The sequence below is a fragment of the Leptotrichia sp. oral taxon 847 genome, from assembly GCF_001553645.1.
Classification (GTDB): Bacteria; Fusobacteriota; Fusobacteriia; order Fusobacteriales; family Leptotrichiaceae; genus Leptotrichia.
The window spans coordinates 2,152,617-2,172,845 of record NZ_CP014231.1 but is presented as its reverse complement, the minus strand read 5'-3'; the positions used below and the strand labels follow the sequence as shown (position 1 = coordinate 2,172,845).

At 27.8% G+C, this 20,229-nt stretch carries 28 protein-coding genes; 6 read left to right on the top strand and 22 right to left on the bottom strand.

Going from position 1 to position 20,229, the window contains the following annotated elements; all coding sequences use genetic code 11:
• Positions 1 to 52 precede the first annotated feature (52 nt).
• The 9 genes from AXF11_RS10230 to AXF11_RS10190 form a co-directional block, all read right to left on the bottom strand.
• The gene (locus tag AXF11_RS10230; protein ID WP_068157971.1) at positions 53 to 1,165 is read right to left on the bottom strand and encodes a MobA/MobL family protein; all 1,113 of its coding nucleotides are present in this window, start codon (positions 1,163 to 1,165) and stop codon (positions 53 to 55) included.
• A gap of 60 nt (positions 1,166 to 1,225) precedes the next feature.
• Positions 1,226 to 1,543 carry a hypothetical protein gene (locus AXF11_RS10225; protein ID WP_068157968.1) on the bottom strand — a complete coding sequence of 106 codons (318 nt, stop codon included), beginning with the start codon at positions 1,541 to 1,543 and terminating at the stop codon, positions 1,226 to 1,228.
• 69 nt (positions 1,544 to 1,612) lie between these two features.
• The gene (locus AXF11_RS10220; RefSeq protein WP_068157965.1) at positions 1,613 to 2,179 is read right to left on the bottom strand and encodes a hypothetical protein; all 567 of its coding nucleotides are present in this window, start codon (positions 2,177 to 2,179) and stop codon (positions 1,613 to 1,615) included.
• 72 nt (positions 2,180 to 2,251) lie between these two features.
• Positions 2,252 to 2,770 (bottom strand): hypothetical protein, encoded by a 519-nt coding sequence (locus tag AXF11_RS10215; RefSeq protein WP_068157961.1) that lies wholly within the window; start codon positions 2,768 to 2,770, stop codon positions 2,252 to 2,254.
• Position 2,771: 1 nt separating this feature from the next.
• Positions 2,772 to 2,951 carry a hypothetical protein gene (locus AXF11_RS10210; RefSeq protein WP_156440415.1) on the bottom strand — a complete coding sequence of 60 codons (180 nt, stop codon included), beginning with the start codon at positions 2,949 to 2,951 and terminating at the stop codon, positions 2,772 to 2,774.
• A gap of 73 nt (positions 2,952 to 3,024) precedes the next feature.
• The gene (locus AXF11_RS10205) at positions 3,025 to 3,819 is read right to left on the bottom strand and encodes a hypothetical protein (RefSeq protein ID WP_068157955.1); all 795 of its coding nucleotides are present in this window, start codon (positions 3,817 to 3,819) and stop codon (positions 3,025 to 3,027) included.
• A gap of 18 nt (positions 3,820 to 3,837) precedes the next feature.
• Positions 3,838 to 4,080, bottom strand: coding sequence for a hypothetical protein (locus tag AXF11_RS10200; RefSeq protein ID WP_156440414.1), 243 nt, complete (start codon positions 4,078 to 4,080; stop codon positions 3,838 to 3,840).
• 52 nt (positions 4,081 to 4,132) lie between these two features.
• Entirely contained in the window at positions 4,133 to 4,927 is a 795-nt protein-coding gene (locus AXF11_RS10195; protein WP_068157947.1) for a ParA family protein, read from the bottom strand.
• Between the two features lie 17 nt (positions 4,928 to 4,944).
• Positions 4,945 to 5,142, bottom strand: coding sequence for a hypothetical protein (locus AXF11_RS10190; RefSeq protein WP_068157945.1), 198 nt, complete (start codon positions 5,140 to 5,142; stop codon positions 4,945 to 4,947).
• Positions 5,143 to 5,286: 144 nt separating this feature from the next.
• Here AXF11_RS10190 and AXF11_RS10185 point away from each other — a divergent pair, with 144 nt between their 5' ends.
• Positions 5,287 to 5,682: a hypothetical protein gene (locus tag AXF11_RS10185; protein WP_156440413.1), complete on the top strand. Its 396-nt coding sequence runs from the start codon at positions 5,287 to 5,289 to the stop codon at positions 5,680 to 5,682.
• Between the two features lie 250 nt (positions 5,683 to 5,932).
• On the opposite strand, the gene AXF11_RS10180 is transcribed toward AXF11_RS10185, so the two are convergent.
• The 6 genes from AXF11_RS10180 to AXF11_RS10155 form a co-directional block, all read right to left on the bottom strand.
• The gene (locus AXF11_RS10180; protein WP_068157941.1) at positions 5,933 to 6,118 is read right to left on the bottom strand and encodes a hypothetical protein; all 186 of its coding nucleotides are present in this window, start codon (positions 6,116 to 6,118) and stop codon (positions 5,933 to 5,935) included.
• An 83-nt stretch (positions 6,119 to 6,201) separates the two neighbouring features.
• Complete coding sequence (locus tag AXF11_RS10175; protein WP_068157938.1) at positions 6,202 to 6,444, bottom strand: hypothetical protein; 243 nt, start codon at positions 6,442 to 6,444, stop codon at positions 6,202 to 6,204.
• A gap of 342 nt (positions 6,445 to 6,786) precedes the next feature.
• Positions 6,787 to 7,146, bottom strand: a complete 360-nt coding sequence (locus tag AXF11_RS10170) for a hypothetical protein (RefSeq protein ID WP_068157930.1) — start codon at positions 7,144 to 7,146, stop codon at positions 6,787 to 6,789.
• 13 nt (positions 7,147 to 7,159) lie between these two features.
• Complete coding sequence (locus tag AXF11_RS10165; RefSeq protein ID WP_068157926.1) at positions 7,160 to 7,921, bottom strand: ATP-binding protein; 762 nt, start codon at positions 7,919 to 7,921, stop codon at positions 7,160 to 7,162.
• Positions 7,851 to 8,768, bottom strand: a complete 918-nt coding sequence (locus AXF11_RS10160) for a replication initiator protein A (RefSeq protein WP_068157923.1) — start codon at positions 8,766 to 8,768, stop codon at positions 7,851 to 7,853. The genes AXF11_RS10165 and AXF11_RS10160 overlap by 71 nt, the downstream gene beginning before the upstream one ends.
• Before the next feature lie 13 nt (positions 8,769 to 8,781).
• On the bottom strand, positions 8,782 to 9,015 hold the full coding sequence (locus AXF11_RS10155) for a transcriptional regulator (RefSeq protein WP_068157922.1): 234 nt from the start codon (positions 9,013 to 9,015) through the stop codon (positions 8,782 to 8,784).
• Positions 9,016 to 9,150: 135 nt separating this feature from the next.
• On the opposite strand from AXF11_RS10155, the gene AXF11_RS10150 reads away from it, so the two are divergent.
• From AXF11_RS10150 to AXF11_RS10135, 4 genes are all read left to right on the top strand, one after another.
• On the top strand, positions 9,151 to 9,510 hold the full coding sequence (locus AXF11_RS10150) for a helix-turn-helix domain-containing protein (RefSeq protein ID WP_068157921.1): 360 nt from the start codon (positions 9,151 to 9,153) through the stop codon (positions 9,508 to 9,510).
• Between the two features lie 48 nt (positions 9,511 to 9,558).
• Positions 9,559 to 10,347: a phospholipase D-like domain-containing protein gene (locus tag AXF11_RS10145; RefSeq protein WP_068157920.1), complete on the top strand. Its 789-nt coding sequence runs from the start codon at positions 9,559 to 9,561 to the stop codon at positions 10,345 to 10,347.
• 30 nt (positions 10,348 to 10,377) lie between these two features.
• Positions 10,378 to 10,635 (top strand): ImmA/IrrE family metallo-endopeptidase, encoded by a 258-nt coding sequence (locus AXF11_RS11090; protein ID WP_068157917.1) that lies wholly within the window; start codon positions 10,378 to 10,380, stop codon positions 10,633 to 10,635.
• Between the two features lie 297 nt (positions 10,636 to 10,932).
• Complete coding sequence (locus AXF11_RS10135) at positions 10,933 to 11,988, top strand: site-specific integrase (protein ID WP_068157915.1); 1,056 nt, start codon at positions 10,933 to 10,935, stop codon at positions 11,986 to 11,988.
• 60 nt (positions 11,989 to 12,048) lie between these two features.
• On the opposite strand, the gene AXF11_RS10130 is transcribed toward AXF11_RS10135, so the two are convergent.
• The 7 genes from AXF11_RS10130 to AXF11_RS10100 all read right to left on the bottom strand — a co-directional run bounded on the left by AXF11_RS10130 (position 12,049) and on the right by AXF11_RS10100 (position 18,602).
• Entirely contained in the window at positions 12,049 to 12,702 is a 654-nt protein-coding gene (locus tag AXF11_RS10130; RefSeq protein WP_068158413.1) for an epoxyqueuosine reductase QueH, read from the bottom strand.
• Positions 12,703 to 12,853: 151 nt separating this feature from the next.
• Positions 12,854 to 13,831, bottom strand: coding sequence for a sulfite reductase subunit C (gene asrC / locus AXF11_RS10125; RefSeq protein ID WP_068157912.1), 978 nt, complete (start codon positions 13,829 to 13,831; stop codon positions 12,854 to 12,856).
• A 42-nt stretch (positions 13,832 to 13,873) separates the two neighbouring features.
• Positions 13,874 to 14,695, bottom strand: a complete 822-nt coding sequence (gene asrB / locus AXF11_RS10120; protein WP_068157909.1) for an anaerobic sulfite reductase subunit AsrB — start codon at positions 14,693 to 14,695, stop codon at positions 13,874 to 13,876.
• Positions 14,695 to 15,726, bottom strand: coding sequence for an anaerobic sulfite reductase subunit AsrA (gene asrA / locus AXF11_RS10115; protein WP_068157906.1), 1,032 nt, complete (start codon positions 15,724 to 15,726; stop codon positions 14,695 to 14,697). Before asrA ends, asrB begins: the two co-directional genes overlap by 1 nt.
• Positions 15,727 to 15,775: 49 nt before the next feature.
• A complete protein-coding gene (locus AXF11_RS10110; protein ID WP_068157903.1) occupies positions 15,776 to 16,534 on the bottom strand; it encodes a formate/nitrite transporter family protein in 759 nt (252 codons plus the stop codon).
• A gap of 138 nt (positions 16,535 to 16,672) precedes the next feature.
• Positions 16,673 to 17,680 (bottom strand): tRNA dihydrouridine(20/20a) synthase DusA, encoded by a 1,008-nt coding sequence (dusA, locus tag AXF11_RS10105; RefSeq protein WP_068157900.1) that lies wholly within the window; start codon positions 17,678 to 17,680, stop codon positions 16,673 to 16,675.
• 130 nt (positions 17,681 to 17,810) lie between these two features.
• The gene (locus AXF11_RS10100) at positions 17,811 to 18,602 is read right to left on the bottom strand and encodes a M48 family metallopeptidase (protein WP_068157894.1); all 792 of its coding nucleotides are present in this window, start codon (positions 18,600 to 18,602) and stop codon (positions 17,811 to 17,813) included.
• 319 nt (positions 18,603 to 18,921) lie between these two features.
• Here AXF11_RS10100 and AXF11_RS10095 point away from each other — a divergent pair, with 319 nt between their 5' ends.
• Positions 18,922 to 20,094 carry an IS110 family transposase gene (locus AXF11_RS10095; protein ID WP_068156953.1) on the top strand — a complete coding sequence of 391 codons (1,173 nt, stop codon included), beginning with the start codon at positions 18,922 to 18,924 and terminating at the stop codon, positions 20,092 to 20,094.
• The last annotated feature ends 135 nt before the right edge of the window (positions 20,095 to 20,229 follow it).

The following is a 20,229-nucleotide window of genomic DNA, read 5'->3' as shown; positions in this document are numbered from 1 at the left end:
TTATTTTCAAGTTTTTCATTAGTCCTTTTATAGTTTATCTCAAACTGTTTTTTTAATTTTTCAAATTCTCTTTTTTTACTTCATCTTCTAAAATTACCTTTTTCATATCATTCAGTTTTTTAATCAATCTATCTTTTAAAATAACATCTTTTTGTTTTTTTTCTTTCTTTAACCGTTTATTTATTTCCGTTATTTCAAATAAATTTTTAGAAAATTCACCATTCGTCATCTTATTAAAAACTGAATTTTCCACTGTTTTCAGTTTTTGGTTATTTTTATAAATTTTTACATCAATATCACTAATATCTCTAAAATAATCAGAATAATTTTTATTAGTTTTCTTGTATTTTTCATATTCTTCTAATTTTTCTTTTAACCCTTTTTGTAATTCATATAGTTTCTCCTTCAAATATTTTATCCTTTTCTTCTCTTTAAATTCTTCCAATTTTTCCTTATCTCCACCAATTAATTTATCTTTTTTCAGTCTTTTCAAAACGTTACCGTCAATTTGCGCTGCTTCTCTATCAAGCATTTTCACCTTTAATATATCACCATCTTTTTCAGCCTGTTTTTTTTGAGTTTCTAAACTTTCACTTGATATTTCTTCAATTCCCGCTCCTCTCAAGTATTTATTTACATAAATTTCAAATTCTTTTCTTGTTGCTCGCATAACATCTCCGCCATCTGAAGAAAATTTACCACCTCTTTTTTTTAGTCCTCCTTTTTCAGGATTTTTAGAATTATAATTTTTGAAATAGTCCATTTTATTTCTTTTTATGCCATCTAACTGACCTGTGTAAAACATCACGTGCATATGCGGACTATCTCCTTTGTCATTGTGCATACTGACATTATATACAAATTTATCTCCAAAATGTTGTTTTAAAAATCCTGTTCCAATTTCCCAATTTTTTTCATCTGAAAACTCTTTTGGCAATGCAAATTCATAAATCAGATAAGTTCTTTCATTTACTCTCCCATAGACATCAGCAGTTTTCCAAAAATCCCTAACATTTTTAAACTCTTCAGGAAGATTAAAGGTCTCTTTTCTATATAAATCTTTTATATTTCTAAATTTTCCTTCTCTATTGTCATAATCGTGTTTATTTAAAACATTTATTTTAATATTCGATGGAAGCGGTGAATGAAAATGATAAATCGCCATACTATCTCCTTTCCAAAATATAATAAGTTGTTAAATTTCCCTGCTTGCAAATCAAATATTCTAAAATATTATCTTTTTTATATAATCAAGTAATTCATACACTGGCGTTATTCTTTTTATTCTAATTATTGAAAATTCCAATTCAGTTGTTTTATAAACTTCAATAGATGATTTCCTATCAATTGTTATATTTCTTATTTTTTCAAAGTTAAATTTTTTCAAAAATCTTTTCAATTTACCACCTTCGCCATCCCAACTTTCTGATGTTATATTCTCAATCTTTCTTATGTAGTTTTTATAATTATTATCTTTTAATTTACCAAAAAATAAAGGAATTTTATGTCCTTCATTTTCAATTTCTATAAATTTGAATATCATAATTAATCCTTTCCCACACCTTTCAATCCTTCCCACGCGTGGGAATGTTTCTAATAAAATTGAAATTTTTTAATTATTTTTTATTCTTTCTTCCAGTTCTTTCTTTCTCAAATCCAATTTATTAATTTTTTCAAAATAAAAATCTATCTTTTCATTAATTATTTTTATCTCTATTTCAGGTGTTATTATACTTTCTTTTTTTATTTCAATGTTTTCTTTTAATGATTTTATTTTATTACTTGCCTGTCCAGGCATTTTTAATATTTCTTCTATTTCATTCTTAGCAACTTTGTCTTCATTCTTTTTAATGAAATCTATTGTTCTTATACTTGCTTCAGCAATAGCAGAAATTTGATATTTTTCAAACATTTTCCATCTATTAATTTCTCTATAAACATAATTTTTTTTAAAACCAATATGTTCAAACCACTTTAAAAACATTCCATTATTAGGATTTCCTATTTTTTCTTGAACTTCCGATAATTTTTTCCCAATTTCAAGTGTAGCTTTTACCACTTGCTGTCCTAAATTAATCAATTCTTGTTCTTTTTCAATAAAATACTCTTTTTCTTCATTGTTCACCTCAAATTCTTCATAATTAAAACTACTTTCATATCTTTCAACTACATCATTCATATTATTTCCACCTTTCTAATTTATTAGGTTTAAAATACTTTCTCACGTGTGGGAAAGTATTTTTGAATCTGACTAATATTTATTTCTTTTATAATAATTTTCTTCATTTCCCACGATTTCTTCTATTGCGCTATTGACAGTCATCTCATTCATAAGCATTGATACATTATATGCAAGAATTTCTGCTATCCCACTATCTAAAAACTCTTTTTCATCTTTAGTTGTTCCAAAAATTTTTTTTATATGTTCCGCTATATATTTTCTCGCATTTACCATACCATATGCGCGGCAAAAATCTTTTACTGTAATTTCATCAAATGTCATTTCATCAACAACTTTTTGTTTTTCGATATTTCCATATTTAAATTCTAAAAAGCAAAAAAAGTTATCTTCAATACTATTATCTTCAAATTTTAAAATAAACTTCAAAATTTGTTCCCTCTGTTTTATAATATATTTTTCTACTTCTTCCAGTTTCACTTCTTCACGAAAATAAATAATCATATTATTGATAAAATTATTCACTGTCTCTGTCATTTTTTCTTCACCACTAAATAGGACCATTTCTTTTACAGTTACTACATTTTCCATCTTAATCCTCCAATTCTTCCAAATTTTCCAAAATTATTTTTAATTCACCAAAAGTAATTTCATCATCTTCTATTGCTTCTCTTGCTTCATCCAATTGATTTGAAATATATTCTTTATTTTCATATTTTTCTTCAATTTCATAAATTTTATTTTCTATCTTTTTTATTAAATTTCTTTTCATTATTTTTCCTTTCAATGTATATTTTCACCTTATTTTTTGAATTCAAATTTATTTTTTATTTTCATAATTTATTTCAAAATATTTTATCCATTTTCAATTTATTTTTCTTTTCTTTCAGTAACTCTATCTTTTCTTCAGATTTTGCTATCTTTTCGTATTCTGCTTCTATCCTTTTATCTATTTCAGAAACTTTATCTTCTATTGTTTTTTCCTCTTCCACTATCTCTGCCTGTTGAATTTCCTTTATTTTTTCAGGAGCGCTCTTAGGTTCTTCTAAAATTTCATTTATTTTTTTCGTTTCTAAAATTTCGTCATTTTTTTTAATAAATTCTATTGTTCTTACACTTGCCTCTGCTATCATTGGATTCTGATATTTCATAAATAACTTCCAGGCATCTATTTTTCTATAAACAAAGTTCTTATCAATATTCATGTATTTAATCCAAGCTACAAAAGTCCCAGACTTACAATTGGATAATAATTCCTGAATTTCAAAAAACTTTCTCCCTAACTTCAGTGATTCTTTAGCTACAACTTTTCCTGACTTCATCACTTCCTCCTCAGATTTTGAAAGTTTTAATATGAGTTCTTCATCTTCAATTTCATATTTTTTAAATTCAAAATCGCTTTTATATGCAGTCTGTACTAAATTATTAGTCTTTGTGAGCATTTCTATTCTTCCCATCGTTTCTCCTTTCTTCATAATATAATTAATATAATATTTTAAAATTTCCTTCTTATCTTCTTCTGTTGTAATTTTAATTTCATCAAAACAACAATCCCAGTAATTTATAATCAATGAATTTTCCGTAAGTTTTAAAGAATGAATTTTTTTATCATCGTAAAAATATCTATTCAAATCTATCATTATTTTTCCTTGCTTTCTTTATTCCCTATAATTCATTCCATCCTTGTTTAAGATTGAGTTATAAAAATTTTCTATACTTTTTTCTTGTTCTTTTATATAAAATTCATACATTGATATTTTTTCATTGCATTTTTTTATTTTTTCTTTTTCCATGTTTAATTCATTTCGATATTTTTTTGCCTGATAACTTATTATTCCATACCATACAGTGCTTGACACAATTATTGAAATTAAAGAACAAATTATTATTTTCTTTCTCATATTTCTTCCTTTCTGAATATACTTTCCCACGCGTGGGAAAGTATTTTTAAACCTAATCAATTTTCTTTTCTTCCTGTAAAAATTCATAAACTAAGTTTTTATAATCTCTTCCTGCCGTTGTTGTTTTTTTATAACTGAATATATCTTTATTCAATTCCATACTGTTTAATATATCTGACGATTTTCTTATATATATTTCAGAATATGGATTTTTACCAAATTCATCTTTCATACTTTCAAAAGCTGTTTTTAAATCATTATGTGATTTTTTAAAGATTCTTGTATTTACTTCAGCCTGAACTGTAAAAATTTTTGTCAATTTAATATTAGGATTACTTAATTTGGCAATTTCATATATACTTTTTAAATCGACAATTCCATTCATATCAATATAACTTGATTTCGTTGGTGCGAAAATATAATCAGTAGCATTTAATACAGACTTAACAGTATTGCTTATTGTTCCTTCAGTATCAATTATCACATAATCATAATTTTGAAGTTTCTGTCTTAATTCTCTGAATACATCCTGATAATGTTCTTCTTCAGGAAAAATCTTATCAAAATCTATCATTGATGAATCTGATACAATCAAATCAACTCCATTTTTTATAGTTATATATTTTCCCAAATTTTCTATTATTCCAAAATTATCATAAATTTCCTTTATAAGTTGTAAAATTGTATTTTCATTGTGAATATTAAGATATGTTGCAACCGCTCCTCTTGGATCAGTATCAATTAAAAGTACTTTTTTATCTTTATTTTTTAGTGCGTATGCTATGTTGATCGCAGAAGTAGTTTTCCCTGCTCCTCCCTTTGGATTTACAAAACTTATCATTTTCATTATTGCTTCCTCCTTAATTATTTAAACCTTCTTGTTGCAAACCTTGCTGCGCCAAATTCCCTTGCTACTCTTCGTAAACTAGTAAAGCTCATTAAATTGTTTTTATAATATTTTTTATTTCCAAATCTTTTATCTATTTGTCCATTTTTAATTACTATTTTCTTTTTTCTTTCAAAAAAATTGATAATATATTCATTTGTATAAGCCTTATCCAAAGTTTTTAATCTTACACTTCTATTTTCTTTGTCAGTTATAGTAATATTTTTCTCTGAAAATTTAATATTATACCCTAATTTTATAAAGTTTTCTTTAAATTCATCAATTGAATTTGAAATTTTAAGCTGTCTTTCTGATATATAATGTCAAATAAGGATATGTATAATTTTCATCGTAAGAATATAGGAGATCCTGATGTTGATTATCTAAAGCAACTTACCCAAAATTTATATAATCTTGATTCCATTATTAAAAAAACTGATAAATTTTCAGCAGATTTATTATTTTTTGACAGAAAATCCTTTAATGCCTATACTGATTTTTGCGCCTATATTTTAAATGGTGAAAATGCTAAAAGTGCTAATTATCAAGAAATCAGCAAAGAGAAGTTAATCATCTTCTTAAAAATTTTCTCTAAAAACTTTTCCTTGAAAAAAGATTATGATTTTCACAATTTAAACTGGTTTACTGATATGTTAAGATATAACACTATCGTTCTTGATAAATCACTTATTGAAAATAACGAAATAACCCGTTAAAAATATTATCATTATCAGCAATGCAACAGGATAATATAAATATTTGCTTTTTTCTTTAGTTACGAAAGTACAGACTAAACCAAAAATAAATAATATTAATCCTGTTGTTGCTAAGTAAAATACAGTATTTATATATGTCGCTTTGTCCATTTCTTTCTCTCCATTTCAAATATAATTTTCTATTTAAAACAAGTTTCATACAATTTTTTTGTTCTTTTTATTTTCCATTGTTTCCTCGAAATTAATTTTTTTATCTCAATAATTCTTCCATTATTTTTAAAATTGTTTTTAATTCGTCATACGTTATATCCTTATCTTCGTATAATGAATATTTAGCTTCTTCAATTTCATCTTCAAATCCTCCTTTTTTTCTTAATTTATTGATCAATTTTTCTGCCCTATCATAAATTTTATTGAATTTATATTTATTTTTCATAAAATTTCCATCCTTTTATCAAAAATTTTTCTTTACAAATTCTCATTTTTTCTGTATAATTTACTTGTTCGATTTCACGAATACTATTTTAAAATTATAATATTGTCGCTGTTTTCTTCAGCGGCTTTTTCTTTTTTGATTTTAATTTTTCTTTTTTCATAAAGATACATCAAAAAACTTACTACCCTAAGCGACAGTACCATCCAAAATACATTTTCTATTATGACTACTCTCAAATCTCCGTTTATATATGCTTCCGAGGAATCTATATACGCCACTAATCCTAGCAATACAAAATACATCCAATCTTTTTTTAATTTTTTCATTACAATCACATCCTTCAATTTTAATTTTTTTGTGTTTTAGCGACTTTATCACCTGTCACTTACTCCTCAACTCTCTAGGGATTTTTATTATCACGTAAACTTCTGCAATCACATCTTTTTTTATTATTCTGTCCTCATTGTCTTGATATAAAAATGACTTCACACAAAAATGGGATTACATTTTTATTTAGTTGTTATTGTCTTATTGTCTCTTAACCCACTCTAAAATCGATTTTAAGGTGGTATATTGCTCGTTTTTTTAATTTTTGGTATAATTGGTTGCCTTTTGTAAAAATTTGCCTAAAAAACGATATTTTACATTTTAAAATTGATTTCTATTTTTTAAACAACTCTTATTTTCTCCATTAGAAATTTTTCAGGAACTCTGCCTTTTATTATCAAGTATCCTTTTTCTAAAAGCTCTTTTTTAGATTTTTTCCATATTTTTTTTGCCTCAAATTCCTTTATTTCCAATTTTTCCATTATTTGTTTTATTTTCAAAAACTTGTTATCATAAAATCGTTCTACAAAATACTTAGAATATATTTTTGCTCCAAAAGTGTAATAATTGTCTCCATACTTATTTTTCTTTTTGCTTAATTCGTCATTTAAACACTTTACAACTTTATATGCTGTTGGTATTGATATTTGTAATATATCCGAAATATCTTTTATGTCGTATAAAATTTTATTTCTTTCCATAATTTTTTAACACCTATATTTCATTCCAAAATTCTTTAAATATTTTTTCACCAATTTCTTTTCTCTTGCTTTTCCAGGTAAATTTTAAAGTTTTTATTCTTTGCGAAAATCTGTCTAAAATTGGATTATCATCATTTACTTGCATAAATTCCTTAAATTTTTCCTGCTCTAAACTTGTTGTCATCACAATACATTTATTTTTTTCATAAAAAAAGTTAAATATATCAAATAATTGAGCTTTTCCCCAGCTTGTCATATATTCAACACCAACATCGTCTAAAATAATTAAATCTGCCTCAGTCAAGTTTTTAAATATCTCCTCTATCGTTTCTTTCGACTCTTTATTAATTGTATCTCTCATTCTTTGAAAAATACTGTTTAACGATGTTCTGTAAATTTTATAACGTTTTTCAATAAGACGGTTCATCACACACAATGAATAAAATGTTTTTCCAGTTCCTATTTTTCCCACAAGACATAACCCAATCCCCATATTTTTTGCTTTTTTAAAATTATCACAGTAATACTCCAGTTTAGCTTTCACTTCCTGTTCCTGTTTAGAATCTACAACTGCATTTTCAAAATTAAATTGCTCAAAGTTAGTAGGAATACTTGAAATTCTTTTAAAAAATGATATTTTTTGTTTAATCTTGTCTTCTCTCAGTCTAAGACTTACTCTTATTTCTTCATCTGTATACTCGTTATTACCAAAGGTCGTAGTTTTTTTCGATTGTTTTTCCTGCTTCTTTTGAACTAGTTCGCTTATTTTTATCATAATAACTTCCCTCCATTATTTTCATAAACTTATCCTCATTAAGAAAATCATCAAATGATATTTTCCAGTTTGATTTATCAGTTCTTCCAAGTAAAAAGTTTATATTCTTTATTTTAAACATTGTTTCTAAAATTTCCTCCTGAGTAAATTTCTCAAGTAGTTCAGATAATTTTTTCTTCCTATTCTCTGTAAAAGATTTAATTAAACTTAATTCACATCCTTTTGCTAATTCATTCCATTTTTCCATAAAGAGAGAATAAGTATTTAATTCTTTAGTACTTAATGTATTAGTCTTTAATTGTGATCGATTTTCAATACTTTGGTTTTCAACACCTTGATTTTTCTCAATCTCAGAAGAAGATAATTCTTGCTTATTTATTCTTTCTCCATTTATTCTTAATGTATTATTCTTTATTGAGTCAAAATTTTTTACTACTCCAGTTAAATTTTTTGACTGGTACTGGTTAAATTTTTTTACTACCCCAGTTAAATTTTTTGACTGGTTAAAATTTTTTACTTCTATACTATTTAACTCAGCCAAATAATACATATTTGCTTCTCCCAATTCTTTTTCTGCTTCTAATAATTCTTTTGAAATTAAATTTTTAAATGAACTTATGATGGTTGGTTTGCTAACTTTCATTTGTTTGGCTAATTTATTTTGGCTTGCATAAAAAAATATTTCACCATTTTCATTTATCCAATTATTTTTTACTGATAATCTCCAATTCTCAAGACATAACATATATAATTCCCTGTCTACTGGTTTTAAATCAAACTCATATATTTTTTTAGGCATTTTATAAAAATTAGTTTTTTCAACATCATCTATTTTTATTCTTTTCATAAATAAACCACCTTTAAATTTTGTTTTGTTCCGTTTTGTCTACAAAAGGAACAAAAAAAATTAAAAGAAATTCCATATTAGATAATCCATAAATATTTCTTATTTTTATCATTTCATCCCTTGTAAATTCCCTTTTACTATTTAATTTATTTGAAAAAGAAGCGGGTGTAATCCCTATTTTCTCCGCTATTGTACGATTATTATCACCATTTAATGCCATTTTTGATTTTAAAAGTTTTTTATTCATTTTATCTTCTCTCTTTCTTTTTCTATCTGAAAATATTATACAATATTTGTTCCGTTTTGTCAACAATTATTTTATAAAAATACACAATATTTTTATTTTTTGTGTTATACTATTTAATAAAGGAGTTATTAAATTATGACTAACAAGATAAAATTTAAAAATAATTTAAGAATTTTGAGAGAAAAAAAAAAATATTCTTTAGGACAACTATCACAAAAATTGGATATACCGAAAACTACTCTATCTAGATATGAGGTTGGAGAAAGAAAAATAAGTAGTATAAATTTAATGAAACTTTCAAGTTTTTTTAAAGTTTCTCCTGAATATCTTCTAGGATTTGAAGATGATAAGAAAAAAGACAATATTATTACTAAAGAGCAGCTAACTAAAGATAATATGGCTTTCTTTGAAGCAAAAGACATTAGTGATGAAGATAAAAAAGAAATGATTGAGCTATTGCAGGAATTTTATTATAAACAAAAATATGAAAAATAATATATAAATTAAAAGGGGTGGTTAAAATATAATTTTAGGAGTGAATTTATGAATTATACAATTGATGATTTTATTACATATTACAAATTAGTTTTAGATAAAAGAATTTCTAGAATTTCTGATTTTGAAGAACAAATAGATACTTCTAGTCAAGATATAATTTTTGAAAAATTAAGTCCGTATGTAAAAAATAAAAGAGACCTGCTTGATTTATTCCCTGATATTTTAAATTTTCGTTTTTCTCCCACTTCAAATAATTATAAAATTAGTTGGATAAGTGGTTTTAAAGTGGGCGAAAATATAAAAGAAGATCTGAGTAAATTAAAATTTGGAGAAGATTTTTACATTGTTTCTCCATACATTGGTGATAATGATTTTTCTGATTTGTCTAGGATAATTATGGATTTGATAAAAAGAGGTGTAAGAGTAAAAATACTAACAACTTCTGAAATGCAAGAAAATAAAAAAAATTTTTTGAAGAAATTTATAAAATTTAGCAAAAATAAAGATGGATATTTCTTAACTTTTATAAACGAACAAATGGTAAAATTTCAAGATAAAAAAATAAATTTTTATATTCTTGACGGAATAAATTTACACAGTAAAATTTACATAATAAACAATACTATTTACATAGGTTCTAGTAATTTTACTGGAGATGGATTTTATTCAAAATTAGAAACTGTTCATAGAGCTGAATTTATTGGAAAAAGTTTAGATGAAAATGTCAAAACAAATTTTATAAAACAAATTGAAAAATATAAAAAAATCTATAATACTTTATATACTTCAGATAGAGAGGATTGTCAAAAAATAGGTAAAAAAATATACGAATAATATATTTTTTATTTGATGTAAAGAGGATTTATGAAATATAATTACATAAAAAAACGAATAAGAATTTTAATGACTCTTCATAACACAAAAGATATTTACTTTTTGTGTAATCACTATAAAATTAACATCTTAGAAGGAAACTTCAATATAAAGGGAATATTTTTTATAGATACTAATAAAGTTAATTTCATTTTCTTAAAAAAGTCTCTATCCAAACAAGAGAAAATTGATATTTTAATTCACGAATTTGCGCATTTTATACTTCATCGACAAATTCTTTTAAATTAAGGAGTGTAATAAAGATAGGGAAAAAATGGAAAAAGAAGCAAGAATGTTTGTTAAATATTTCAAAAATTATAAACTAAAATAACAAAGTTTATAAAATTGTTAAGTTGCAAATTATTTTTCACGAAGAAAAAATAATTTGTAACTCGAGCAACTGAAGCATAGCGAAAGGCGGTAGCTTTAGATTCTAACACGAGATAACTTACATTGTATAAATATTTGTTAATAAGAGAAGATATTTTACAATATCAAATTATATTTTCCCACGCGTGGTAAAGTATTTTTTTGAAAGGAGGGAAAATGCCTGTTTTTAAGGATAAAGAAAGAGGAACTTGGTTTGTCCAGTTGTGGTATAAAGATATTTTTGGAAATAATAAGAAAAAGAAAAAAAGAGGATTTAAGAAACAATCTGAAGCTAGAAGATGGGAAGCAGAATTTATAAACTCTTTGTCATCTGACCCTGAAATAACTTTTCAAAATTTATATGAAGAGTTTATTAAAGATTTTAAATTTCGTGCTAGAGTCTCTACTATAAAAATGAGGAATCATATTATTACTAAACATATTCTTCCATTTTTTAAAGATTTAAAGATTAAGGATATTTCTCCAAAAATTATAAGAGAATGGCAAAATAATTTATTAGAATGTAGTTATTCAGAAAATTACTTAAGGACAATTTCACAGGTTCTTTCTTCTATTTTTACTTATGCTGAAAAATTTTATAATTTGCAGAAAAATCCATATAAAATAAGTCAAAGCATTGGAAGTAACGAAAGAAAGAAAGTTATTAATATATGGACAGAAGAGGAGTTTTCTATTTTTATTAAGGAAGTTAAAGAAACAAATTTTTCCATTGCATTTAAAATACTATTTATGTGTGGATTAAGAGTTGGGGAATTATTAGCCTTAACGTTTGAAGATATTAATTTTTCAAAACATACTATTGACATCAATAAAACTGTTTCAAGAGATATTAAAGGAACTACTATTGCCCCACCTAAAACAAAAAATTCAATCAGAACTATATATTGTCCTGATTCTTTGATCAAGGAAATAGAGAAATATAAAAATTCACTTTATGATGTAACTGAAACAGATAAAATATTTTGTTTTACACATGATGCTCTTAGAAGAAGAATTATTTCTATTTCTAAAAAATGTGGTTTAAAACGAATCAGAATTCATGATTTTAGACATTCTCATGCTTCATATTTATTATATAAAAAAGTTGATATAACAGCTATTTCTAAAAGATTAGGACATAAAAACGTTAAAGTAACACTGGAGACTTATTCTCATTTAATCCCTAAATCAAACGACTATTTAAGAAAAATTCTGGAAGAGATTGATTTTTAAACTTGCCCCCATTTTGCCCCCACAACTAAAAAGAGAGAATTTTAAAATTCTCTCTAACCATCATTTATATTCATTTAAATCAATTCCTTGATCCAGCGCCGCAAATACGCAGCCGCAATAACATTGTCTATAAACATCATATTCAGCACACATCTCGACTGAACGCTTATAACCATTATTTTTCTTAAAATCTGATGGTAAATATTTTACATCAAAAATTTCTTGTATTTCTAGTCCCAATGTATTTATAAGTTGGCTATTTTTGTGTGGGCTTAGCGTCAATGCACTTCCAAAATAATCAAATCCCAATTCTTGTGCCTTTTTTGCCACTATGTCAAGTCTCATTTGAAAACAAGCTGTACATCTTTTCCCACCTTCTTTTTCGCCTTCCAAACCTTTTACAGCACGATAAAAATCAGCAGGTTTATACTTGTCCTCAATAAATCCCACACTATTTCCAGTTTTTTTATTAAATTTTTCAATAAATTCCTTCTGCACCAAAGCTCTTTTTTTATACTCAGCTCTCGGATGAATATTATTATTGGCAAAAAGTACTGTAACATCGGCATATTGCGTAAGAAACTCCAAAACGTAAGTACTACACGGCGCACAACAGCTATGAACCAATATTTTCGGTCGGATTTCGTTTTTTTTCCAATCATCTATTAATTTTCCCAAAATTGTGTGATAATTAATTTTTTGATTTCGGTTCATTTTTTCAAGTATTTCTTTTGCATTTTTTATATGTTCTTCTATCAATTTTTTGACTCCCTTTTTTAATTAAATAAAAATGATACTATTCTTTAGTTAAATAGTATCAAATTATTATTTTCTTTTCAAGTATATTGTTTCTTTCATTTAAAAATTATTTAATTCCAGGATATTTTATACCATTTCCCCAGTAAATTCTATCAATCATAATAGCTTCTTCAGGCAAATTGACACCTTTTAACGCCCATTTTTTAAACTCGTCAAAACCAGTTCTGTCTACGATATAACCGATATGCTCTTTTGGAAGACTTCTATCTATATATTTGTCAACATATTCATAAGTATTTTTCATAATTTTTATAATTGATTCTTCGTCTGCCCACAAAAGCCAATCTTCAGCAAGTCTTGGATTTTGCTTTCCAGTTCTTCCCATTATTGTAAGTTTATAGTATTTTTTAGGCGATCTTGTCCACGCTCCTGTAGGGCAGTTTAAGACGCATTCTCCGCAACCTATGCATCTGTCGTGATCTCTCACAGGTTTATAATTTTTATATGTAATCGCTCCTGTTGATAATTTTTTACATTTTTTCTCACACATTCCGCAAGAAACACATTTTGATTCATCAAGTTCAGGTTTTGCCATTCCGATTATTCCAAAATCGTGCATTCTCACTTTCTGACAATCATTCGGGCAGCCAGTTAGAGCCACTTTGAAATGAAAATCATTTGGAAAAATCACTTTTTCTATTTTTTTGGCTAATTCAGTTGTGTTATAAGCTCCTTTTGGACAAACCTTGTTTCCAATACAAGCTGCCACATTTCTTGTCCCAGCCGCTGCATATCCTTTATCTTTATCTCTGTAATTAATATCTAATTTTTCCATAATTGGCTGAACCATTTTGTTGACTTTTTCAATGTCTTTCCAATTGATTCCCAAAACTTCAAACCCCTGACGAGTTGTAATGTGCACATTTCCATCTCCATAAGTATTTGCTATGTCCGCAACTAAGCCCATTATTTCTGCTGTAACTGCTCCACCTGGAACTCTTACACGAAGTGCAGCTTTTGATCTGTCTTTTGTCACTCTATATGCATTTTTTGTAACAACTTTTCTATTTAAATCCATACTCATTTTATTGCCTTCTTTCTTAAAATAAAATTTCTAAAAATTTTTCTAATCCAACAATTTTTGTGCCTTGTCATACTTAAATACAGGTCCTTCTAAACAGATATACGTTTCATCAATTTTACAATGCCCACATTTTCCAACTGCACACGACATTTTTCTCTCAAATGAAACCCATATTTTTTCAAGTGGCACATCCAATTTCAAAATTTCAAGACAGGCAAAGTGCATCATTATTGGCGGTCCCACTACAATAAACTCGGTTTCATCCATATTTTCAATTTTCAAATCTGGAATATATTTAGTTACCATTCCTTCATGAAATTCTTCTTCAGTTTTCCCTAAATCTCTTGCACTTTGGGCATTATCCAAAGTGACTAAAATCTCAATATTTTTTCTCCAACGAGAAAATTCTTCTTCAAAAATCACACTTTCATAATTTTTATAACCTACAATTATTTTAAAAGATTTCATTTCATCAGGATGTTTTGTAAAATATTCAATAATCGGACGAACCGGCGCAATTCCACTTCCACCGACAACCATTACAATATGTTTATTTTTATATTTCTCAATTGGGAAACCATTTCCATAAGGTCCACGCAAAAATACTTTATCTCCAGCTTTTAATTTAAAAATTTCATCTGTCACTTTTCCCACTTTTCTTATTAAAAAATCTAAATACCCTTTTTCAAAATCAAAATTTGCAACTGAAATTGGCGCTTCTCCAACTTTTGGAAGAGATACCTGCATAAATTGTCCAGCGTTTACATTTCCTCCGTTATATTCCACACGAAAAAGCCACTCCAACTCTGTCGTCTGTTCCACAAGTAAAACTTTGTGCGCTGTCGGCAAATAAATATTTTCCATTAGATTTCACCCCTTTTTTCTTTAGAAATTCTCTTTAGTTCCGCACTTAATTTATTTATGCAGTTTGAGAATGAAATGTATTCAGGGCAAGCGTCATCACATCGTCCACAACCAGTACACATCTGGTACCCAAATCTTTTTTTAAAGTCAGATATTTTGTGCATAACTTTAAATCTCATTCTATCCCCATGTCTTTGTCTAAATGAATGTCCTCCAGCCATATCTGTAAACCCATCCACATGACACGAAGCCCACACTCTTCGTCTTTCTCCATTATTGTCATTTTCACTATAAAATACATCTTGCGTTGTCGTACAAGTACAAGTTGGACAAACAAAATTACATTTTCCACAAGCAATACATCGGCTGTCATACTCACGCCATAAATCTAGATCTATAATATCAGAAAGTTCAATATTGTCTGGAATATCTACATGAATTTCATTGTCCTCTACAAATTCCATTTCAAAATCTTTTTCTTTATTTTGTGTTTCTTCAAAAAACTCTTTCATTTCATCGTCTTTTATATCAACAAAAACTTCATTTTCTGTAACTTTAATCCCCAAATTATATTTATCAGTTTTATTAGTTCCCATATCCACGCAAAAACAGTTTTCAAATGAATTTGGACAACCAAATACAACAAATTTAACCTTATCTCTCACTCTTTTGTAATAAATATCTAAAAATTTGTTATTTAAGTAAATTTCATCCACTCTTTTTACTCCATGAAAATCACAGCTTCTTAAAAATATTAAATATTTTTTATCTTGTTCTTCTGGCATTTTACACTCATCACCAGTAAAATAGAACATTGTTTGAGTTATAGGAAGCATTATTTCCTTTGCTGAAAAATGTGATTTTTTATCAAAGCAAATTTCTTCCACTTTATTTATTTTTGAATATCTGATAACAGGCGTATCAGAAAAAGTTCCACGATACGGTATTTCAATCGGAGCATAGATTTCATATTCTTTGCTCAATTTTGAAAGTGCTGCATTAAAATTTTTGTAATCTAAACTTATTTTCATTTTTCCTCCTGAATTAAATTTCTCTCCGTATATTAATAAAAAATTTTATTTATTTTTTTTCTCTTCCAATATAGTAATATGCAAATCCTATAAATCCACCACCTACTATATTTCCCAACGTTACAAATAATAAGTTATAAGCACACCCACCCAAAGTAACTTTTACACCATTTAATAAATTTGCAACTGTAAAAAGCGTCATATTGGCTACACTGTGTTCAAATCCCGCTGTTATGAATACAAACAGACACCAGAAAACCATAATTAATTTTGCAGTTTCTTCTTTTAATTTTATTCCAGAAAGTACAGCAAGGCAGACAAGAAAATTACATAAAATTCCTCTAAAAAATAATTGTCCCGCTGGCGCTGTCGTTTTTGCTACACCCGCTTTTACAAATGCATCAACTATTTGCGGCGTTGCAACTCCTGAAAAAACAAATAACGCTCCACCTATAATTGAACCAATAAGATTTCCAATGTATGAAAATATCCATAATTCAATCAATTCTTTTCCAGTTATCGCTCTATTTAAAAATCCTGCAAAACCAACCATATTGTTTCCAGTGAACAGTTCCACGCCAAGTGCAACCACCAAACTCAAGGCAGCTGGAAAAGCTACTCCCATAACAATTTTAGTTGCTGGACTTTTTCCTAAAAGCCCTGAAATTACAAAAATAAGCATAATTCCAAATCCAATAAATAATCCCGCAAGTCCTGCCGACATTAAATATCTGGCTTTACTTTGTTGCAGCAGTTCAACTTTACCTTTTGCCGCATTTGAAACTTTAGATAATGTATCTTCATGCATAAATATTCTCCTTTTAAATTATTTTTTTCACTTAATTTAATATCAACATTATAATTATTACATATATTTTTTAATTTGTAAAATACTTTTTTATATTTGTTACATTAATATTTTGGTTTTAAAAATAGTTTTATTATTTTAAATTTTTCTTTCATTTTTTAATTCTTTCAACAAATTTTTTAACACAAAAGAACCCGCTTTTGGATCATTTATAGCCCTTTTCCAAAATTTACTACCTCTTTGTCCAAAAAATAGACCGTGAGTATGCCTCAAAAATAAATGTGGTCTTATCCCTTCTAATTCCATCTTTTCAACATATTTTATCATTCTTTCAATAATTTCTTCTCTCGTAACTTCGATTTTTTTCCCATAATATTTTCCAAATTTTGTCAAAATCATTGGATTGTCATAAATTTGCCGTCCAATCATAACAGCGTCCACCTCTTTTAAATGATTGTCAATCTGCTCGGCTGTTTTAATTCCGCCATTAATTTCTACATACAAATCTGGTATCTCTTTTTTTATTTTGTATACTTCATCATATCTCAATGGTGGAACTTCTCTATTTTGTTTAGTATCAAGTCCGGCTAAAACAGCTATTCTTGCGTGAATTATGAATTTCTTAATTCCAACTTTTCTTATAATTTCTACAAAATTTTTCATATCTTCATATGTGTCAAACACTTTTTTTGAAAGTGCATCAGGTAATATTTTTCTGCCATCTATTCCGATTCTGTGTTTTATCGAAACAGTTTTTTTTGTCGCTGCTTTCATTGCCTCTAAAATTTTCGCCACTTTTTCTGGATATGCCATAAGAGATGCTCCCATCATATTTCCAGAAACTCTTTCTGACGGACATCCCACATTCAAATTTATTTCGTCGTAGTCATACTTTTCTGCGATTTTAACAGCTTTGTAAGCATCTTCTGGATTTGTTGCCGCAATTTGCAAAACGATGGGATTTTCAATTTTATCAAATCCTAAAATATAATCCAAATTTCCATTTATAATTGCTTGTGCTGTAATCATTTCCGTGTACATTAATACATCTTTATTTATCATTCTAACAAAATTTCTAAAGTGTCTATCAGTCCTGTCGACCATCGGAGCGACACTTATTTTATTTTGCACAATATCTTTTTCCATTTACATTAAAACTCCTGTTATTTGTTTTAGCAACTTAAAAAAATAGAGCAAAATTTTTTTATTTTTAATTTTTTTAATAAAATTCAATTTTACTCTATCTTATTTTTTATTACAATTTTTTATTTTCTATTTATTTCTTATAATATTTCATAGCTTCCGGCAAAAATTTTCTCATTGCTTCTATTCTGTTTTTTCCAGATGGATGTGTTGATAAAATTTCTATATTTCCACCGCCTATTGATTCCATTCTCTGTTGAGCTGTAATAGCGTCTGCTGGATTATAACCTGCCATTGTCATAAAAATCATACCGTATTTATCAGCTTCATATTCCTGAGTTCTGTTAAATTTCAGTAAACCTATGCTAAGTCCTTCTGATACAAGCGAAGTTACCAAGTTTCCTGCAAAAAGTCCTGTAACAGATGCTGCAACTCCAGCCAGCGCTTGATTACTTGCACCTTCAGAATGATGTCCCCCGATAACGTGTCCTATTTCATGACCCATTACAAACGCTATTCCAGAATCCGTATTTAAAACTGGCAAAATTCCTGTATAAAAGGCTATTTTCCCACCTGGCATAGCAAAAGCATTTACTTCGTTACTTTTTATCAAGTTAAATTCCCAGTCCAAATTTTTGGCTTTACTAGATAAATTATTTTCACGTAAATACTGTTCAACCGCTGAAGATATTCTGTTTCCTATTCTTCTAAGTCTTTGCCCATCAGCCGTATTATTAGCAAGAAGCCCCTTTGCACTCGCCTGACGAATAAATTCGTTGTAAGAAGATATTGAGCTCTCTCTGACACTTTCATCGCTGACAAGGCTAAGTTGTTTTCTTCCTGTAAGCGGTGCAGTGGTACAGCTTGAAAGCATTCCCAAAAGCGTTAAGCTCATAAGTATTTTAGAATATTTTTTTAATTTCATAAGTTAATCTTGTATGATAAATATATAAATAATTATATAAAATACCACACACTCCTTTCTTTATATTTCTTATTTTTTTCTTTTCTGTTCCTATTGCTTTTCTCTTCCCTTATTTTGTATAATTATTTTAGGGAAACTGCGGACTTTTTATTTTTCTTAAGGAGCTCTCGCTACTTTTCAAAGGAGATTATTGCCGCTGTTTTATCTTTAACCCTTATAGTTGGATAAGTTTTTAAATTTTTATGTTTAGCAAGAATGCGCCTGATAAAACTTTGCGGTTCCTACAGTTCCCCTATTTCTTCTTAAAGGATGTGATCTTATGTTTTTTTTAGGCATTGATATCGCCAAGCTCAACCACGTTGCTTCCCTTGTTTCTGACAATGGAAATATCGTTTTTTCTAATTTTATGTTCAAAAACAGTCTTGAGGGCTTTCTTTCCTTAATTGATAAAATAAAGTCCATCCCTAAAGACGACATTGTTATTGCTCTTGAATTTACTGGACACTATTCTGACAATTTTGTTAATTTCTTCTTTAACAGAAAGTTTAATGTCACTCTGGTCAATCCTTCAAATGTCGCCAATTTTAGAAAATCTTATGGCAGGGATTCTAAAAACGACAGAATTGATTCCATCAATATCGCTAAAATGCTGCTTTCCCGTGAATACTCTCTCGTTACACAGAGCGATATTGAATATCTTTCATTGAAAAAACTCAACAGAATCAGAGATTCCCTTGTCAAACAGAAAAGTAAATGCAAAATTCTGCTGACCAGAAATCTCGATTCCATATTCCCTGAGCTTCAGTACCTGCTGCCTTCAGGCATCCACTCTAAAGCTGTCTATGCCCTTTTGAAGAAATATCCTTCTTCAGAAGAAATAGCCGCCTTAGGAATTGATGTTTTAACAAATATTTTAAAAACTAATTCCAGGGGGCATTTCTGTGAAAAGACTGCCTATATTATCAAAAGTCAGGCTAGATCTTCTGTCGGTTTTGAGGACATTTCCTTAAGTTTTCATATTTCACAGCTGATTTCCTCTATTGAGCTGCTGGAAGAGCAGATAAGGAATACTGAAAAGCAGATCAATGCCATCATTGAAAAGCTTAAACCTGTTATTCTGTCTATTCCCGGCATAAGCAATGTTGCCTGTGCCTGCATTCTGGGAGAAATCGGAAATATATCAAGATTCCGTTCCCCTTCAAAGCTATTAGCATTTGCAGGCTTAGATCCTAAAGTCAGACAGTCAGGGCAGTTCAGAGCCTTATCATGCCGAATGTCAAAACGTGGCTCAAAATATTTACGATATTCCCTAATCTACACTGCCTGGAATGCTGTCCGAAACAATGAAGTTTTCAGTAATTACTATGCTCTTAAACGTTCACAGGGGAAAAATCATTACAAGGCACTGGGTCATGTTGCCCATAAGCTTGTAAGAGTTATTTACAAACTTATGAAAGATAATATTTCATTTGACGCTGAGCAACTTATTTAAAAAAAACTATACAAAATATTTAAGAAAATCTATTTTCAATAGGTTAATTTAAATTCGCCCAAAATTCAAGATCAAAAATTTAAAAATTTTTTTTAAAAAGGGCTTGACAAATCATAGTTGATCTCCTTTGATATT

Coding starts and splice junctions, on each gene's coding strand:
- AXF11_RS10230 (WP_068157971.1), bottom strand. CDS start 1,165: ATGGCGATTTATCATTTTCATTCACCGCTTCCATCGAATATTAAAATA.
- AXF11_RS10225 (WP_068157968.1), bottom strand. CDS start 1,543: ATGATATTCAAATTTATAGAAATTGAAAATGAAGGACATAAAATTCCT.
- AXF11_RS10220 (WP_068157965.1), bottom strand. CDS start 2,179: ATGAATGATGTAGTTGAAAGATATGAAAGTAGTTTTAATTATGAAGAA.
- AXF11_RS10215 (WP_068157961.1), bottom strand. CDS start 2,770: ATGGAAAATGTAGTAACTGTAAAAGAAATGGTCCTATTTAGTGGTGAA.
- AXF11_RS10210 (WP_156440415.1), bottom strand. CDS start 2,951: ATGAAAAGAAATTTAATAAAAAAGATAGAAAATAAAATTTATGAAATT.
- AXF11_RS10205 (WP_068157955.1), bottom strand. CDS start 3,819: ATGATAGATTTGAATAGATATTTTTACGATGATAAAAAAATTCATTCT.
- AXF11_RS10200 (WP_156440414.1), bottom strand. CDS start 4,080: ATGAGAAAGAAAATAATAATTTGTTCTTTAATTTCAATAATTGTGTCA.
- AXF11_RS10195 (WP_068157947.1), bottom strand. CDS start 4,927: ATGAAAATGATAAGTTTTGTAAATCCAAAGGGAGGAGCAGGGAAAACT.
- AXF11_RS10185 (WP_156440413.1), top strand. CDS start 5,287: ATGTCAAATAAGGATATGTATAATTTTCATCGTAAGAATATAGGAGAT.
- AXF11_RS10180 (WP_068157941.1), bottom strand. CDS start 6,118: ATGAAAAATAAATATAAATTCAATAAAATTTATGATAGGGCAGAAAAA.
- AXF11_RS10175 (WP_068157938.1), bottom strand. CDS start 6,444: ATGAAAAAATTAAAAAAAGATTGGATGTATTTTGTATTGCTAGGATTA.
- AXF11_RS10170 (WP_068157930.1), bottom strand. CDS start 7,146: ATGGAAAGAAATAAAATTTTATACGACATAAAAGATATTTCGGATATA.
- AXF11_RS10165 (WP_068157926.1), bottom strand. CDS start 7,921: ATGATAAAAATAAGCGAACTAGTTCAAAAGAAGCAGGAAAAACAATCG.
- AXF11_RS10160 (WP_068157923.1), bottom strand. CDS start 8,768: ATGAAAAGAATAAAAATAGATGATGTTGAAAAAACTAATTTTTATAAA.
- AXF11_RS10155 (WP_068157922.1), bottom strand. CDS start 9,015: ATGAATAAAAAACTTTTAAAATCAAAAATGGCATTAAATGGTGATAAT.
- AXF11_RS10150 (WP_068157921.1), top strand. CDS start 9,151: ATGACTAACAAGATAAAATTTAAAAATAATTTAAGAATTTTGAGAGAA.
- AXF11_RS10145 (WP_068157920.1), top strand. CDS start 9,559: ATGAATTATACAATTGATGATTTTATTACATATTACAAATTAGTTTTA.
- AXF11_RS11090 (WP_068157917.1), top strand. CDS start 10,378: ATGAAATATAATTACATAAAAAAACGAATAAGAATTTTAATGACTCTT.
- AXF11_RS10135 (WP_068157915.1), top strand. CDS start 10,933: ATGCCTGTTTTTAAGGATAAAGAAAGAGGAACTTGGTTTGTCCAGTTG.
- AXF11_RS10130 (WP_068158413.1), bottom strand. CDS start 12,702: ATGAACCGAAATCAAAAAATTAATTATCACACAATTTTGGGAAAATTA.
- asrC (WP_068157912.1), bottom strand. CDS start 13,831: ATGAGTATGGATTTAAATAGAAAAGTTGTTACAAAAAATGCATATAGA.
- asrB (WP_068157909.1), bottom strand. CDS start 14,695: ATGGAAAATATTTATTTGCCGACAGCGCACAAAGTTTTACTTGTGGAA.
- asrA (WP_068157906.1), bottom strand. CDS start 15,726: ATGAAAATAAGTTTAGATTACAAAAATTTTAATGCAGCACTTTCAAAA.
- AXF11_RS10110 (WP_068157903.1), bottom strand. CDS start 16,534: ATGCATGAAGATACATTATCTAAAGTTTCAAATGCGGCAAAAGGTAAA.
- dusA (WP_068157900.1), bottom strand. CDS start 17,680: ATGGAAAAAGATATTGTGCAAAATAAAATAAGTGTCGCTCCGATGGTC.
- AXF11_RS10100 (WP_068157894.1), bottom strand. CDS start 18,602: ATGAAATTAAAAAAATATTCTAAAATACTTATGAGCTTAACGCTTTTG.
- AXF11_RS10095 (WP_068156953.1), top strand. CDS start 18,922: ATGTTTTTTTTAGGCATTGATATCGCCAAGCTCAACCACGTTGCTTCC.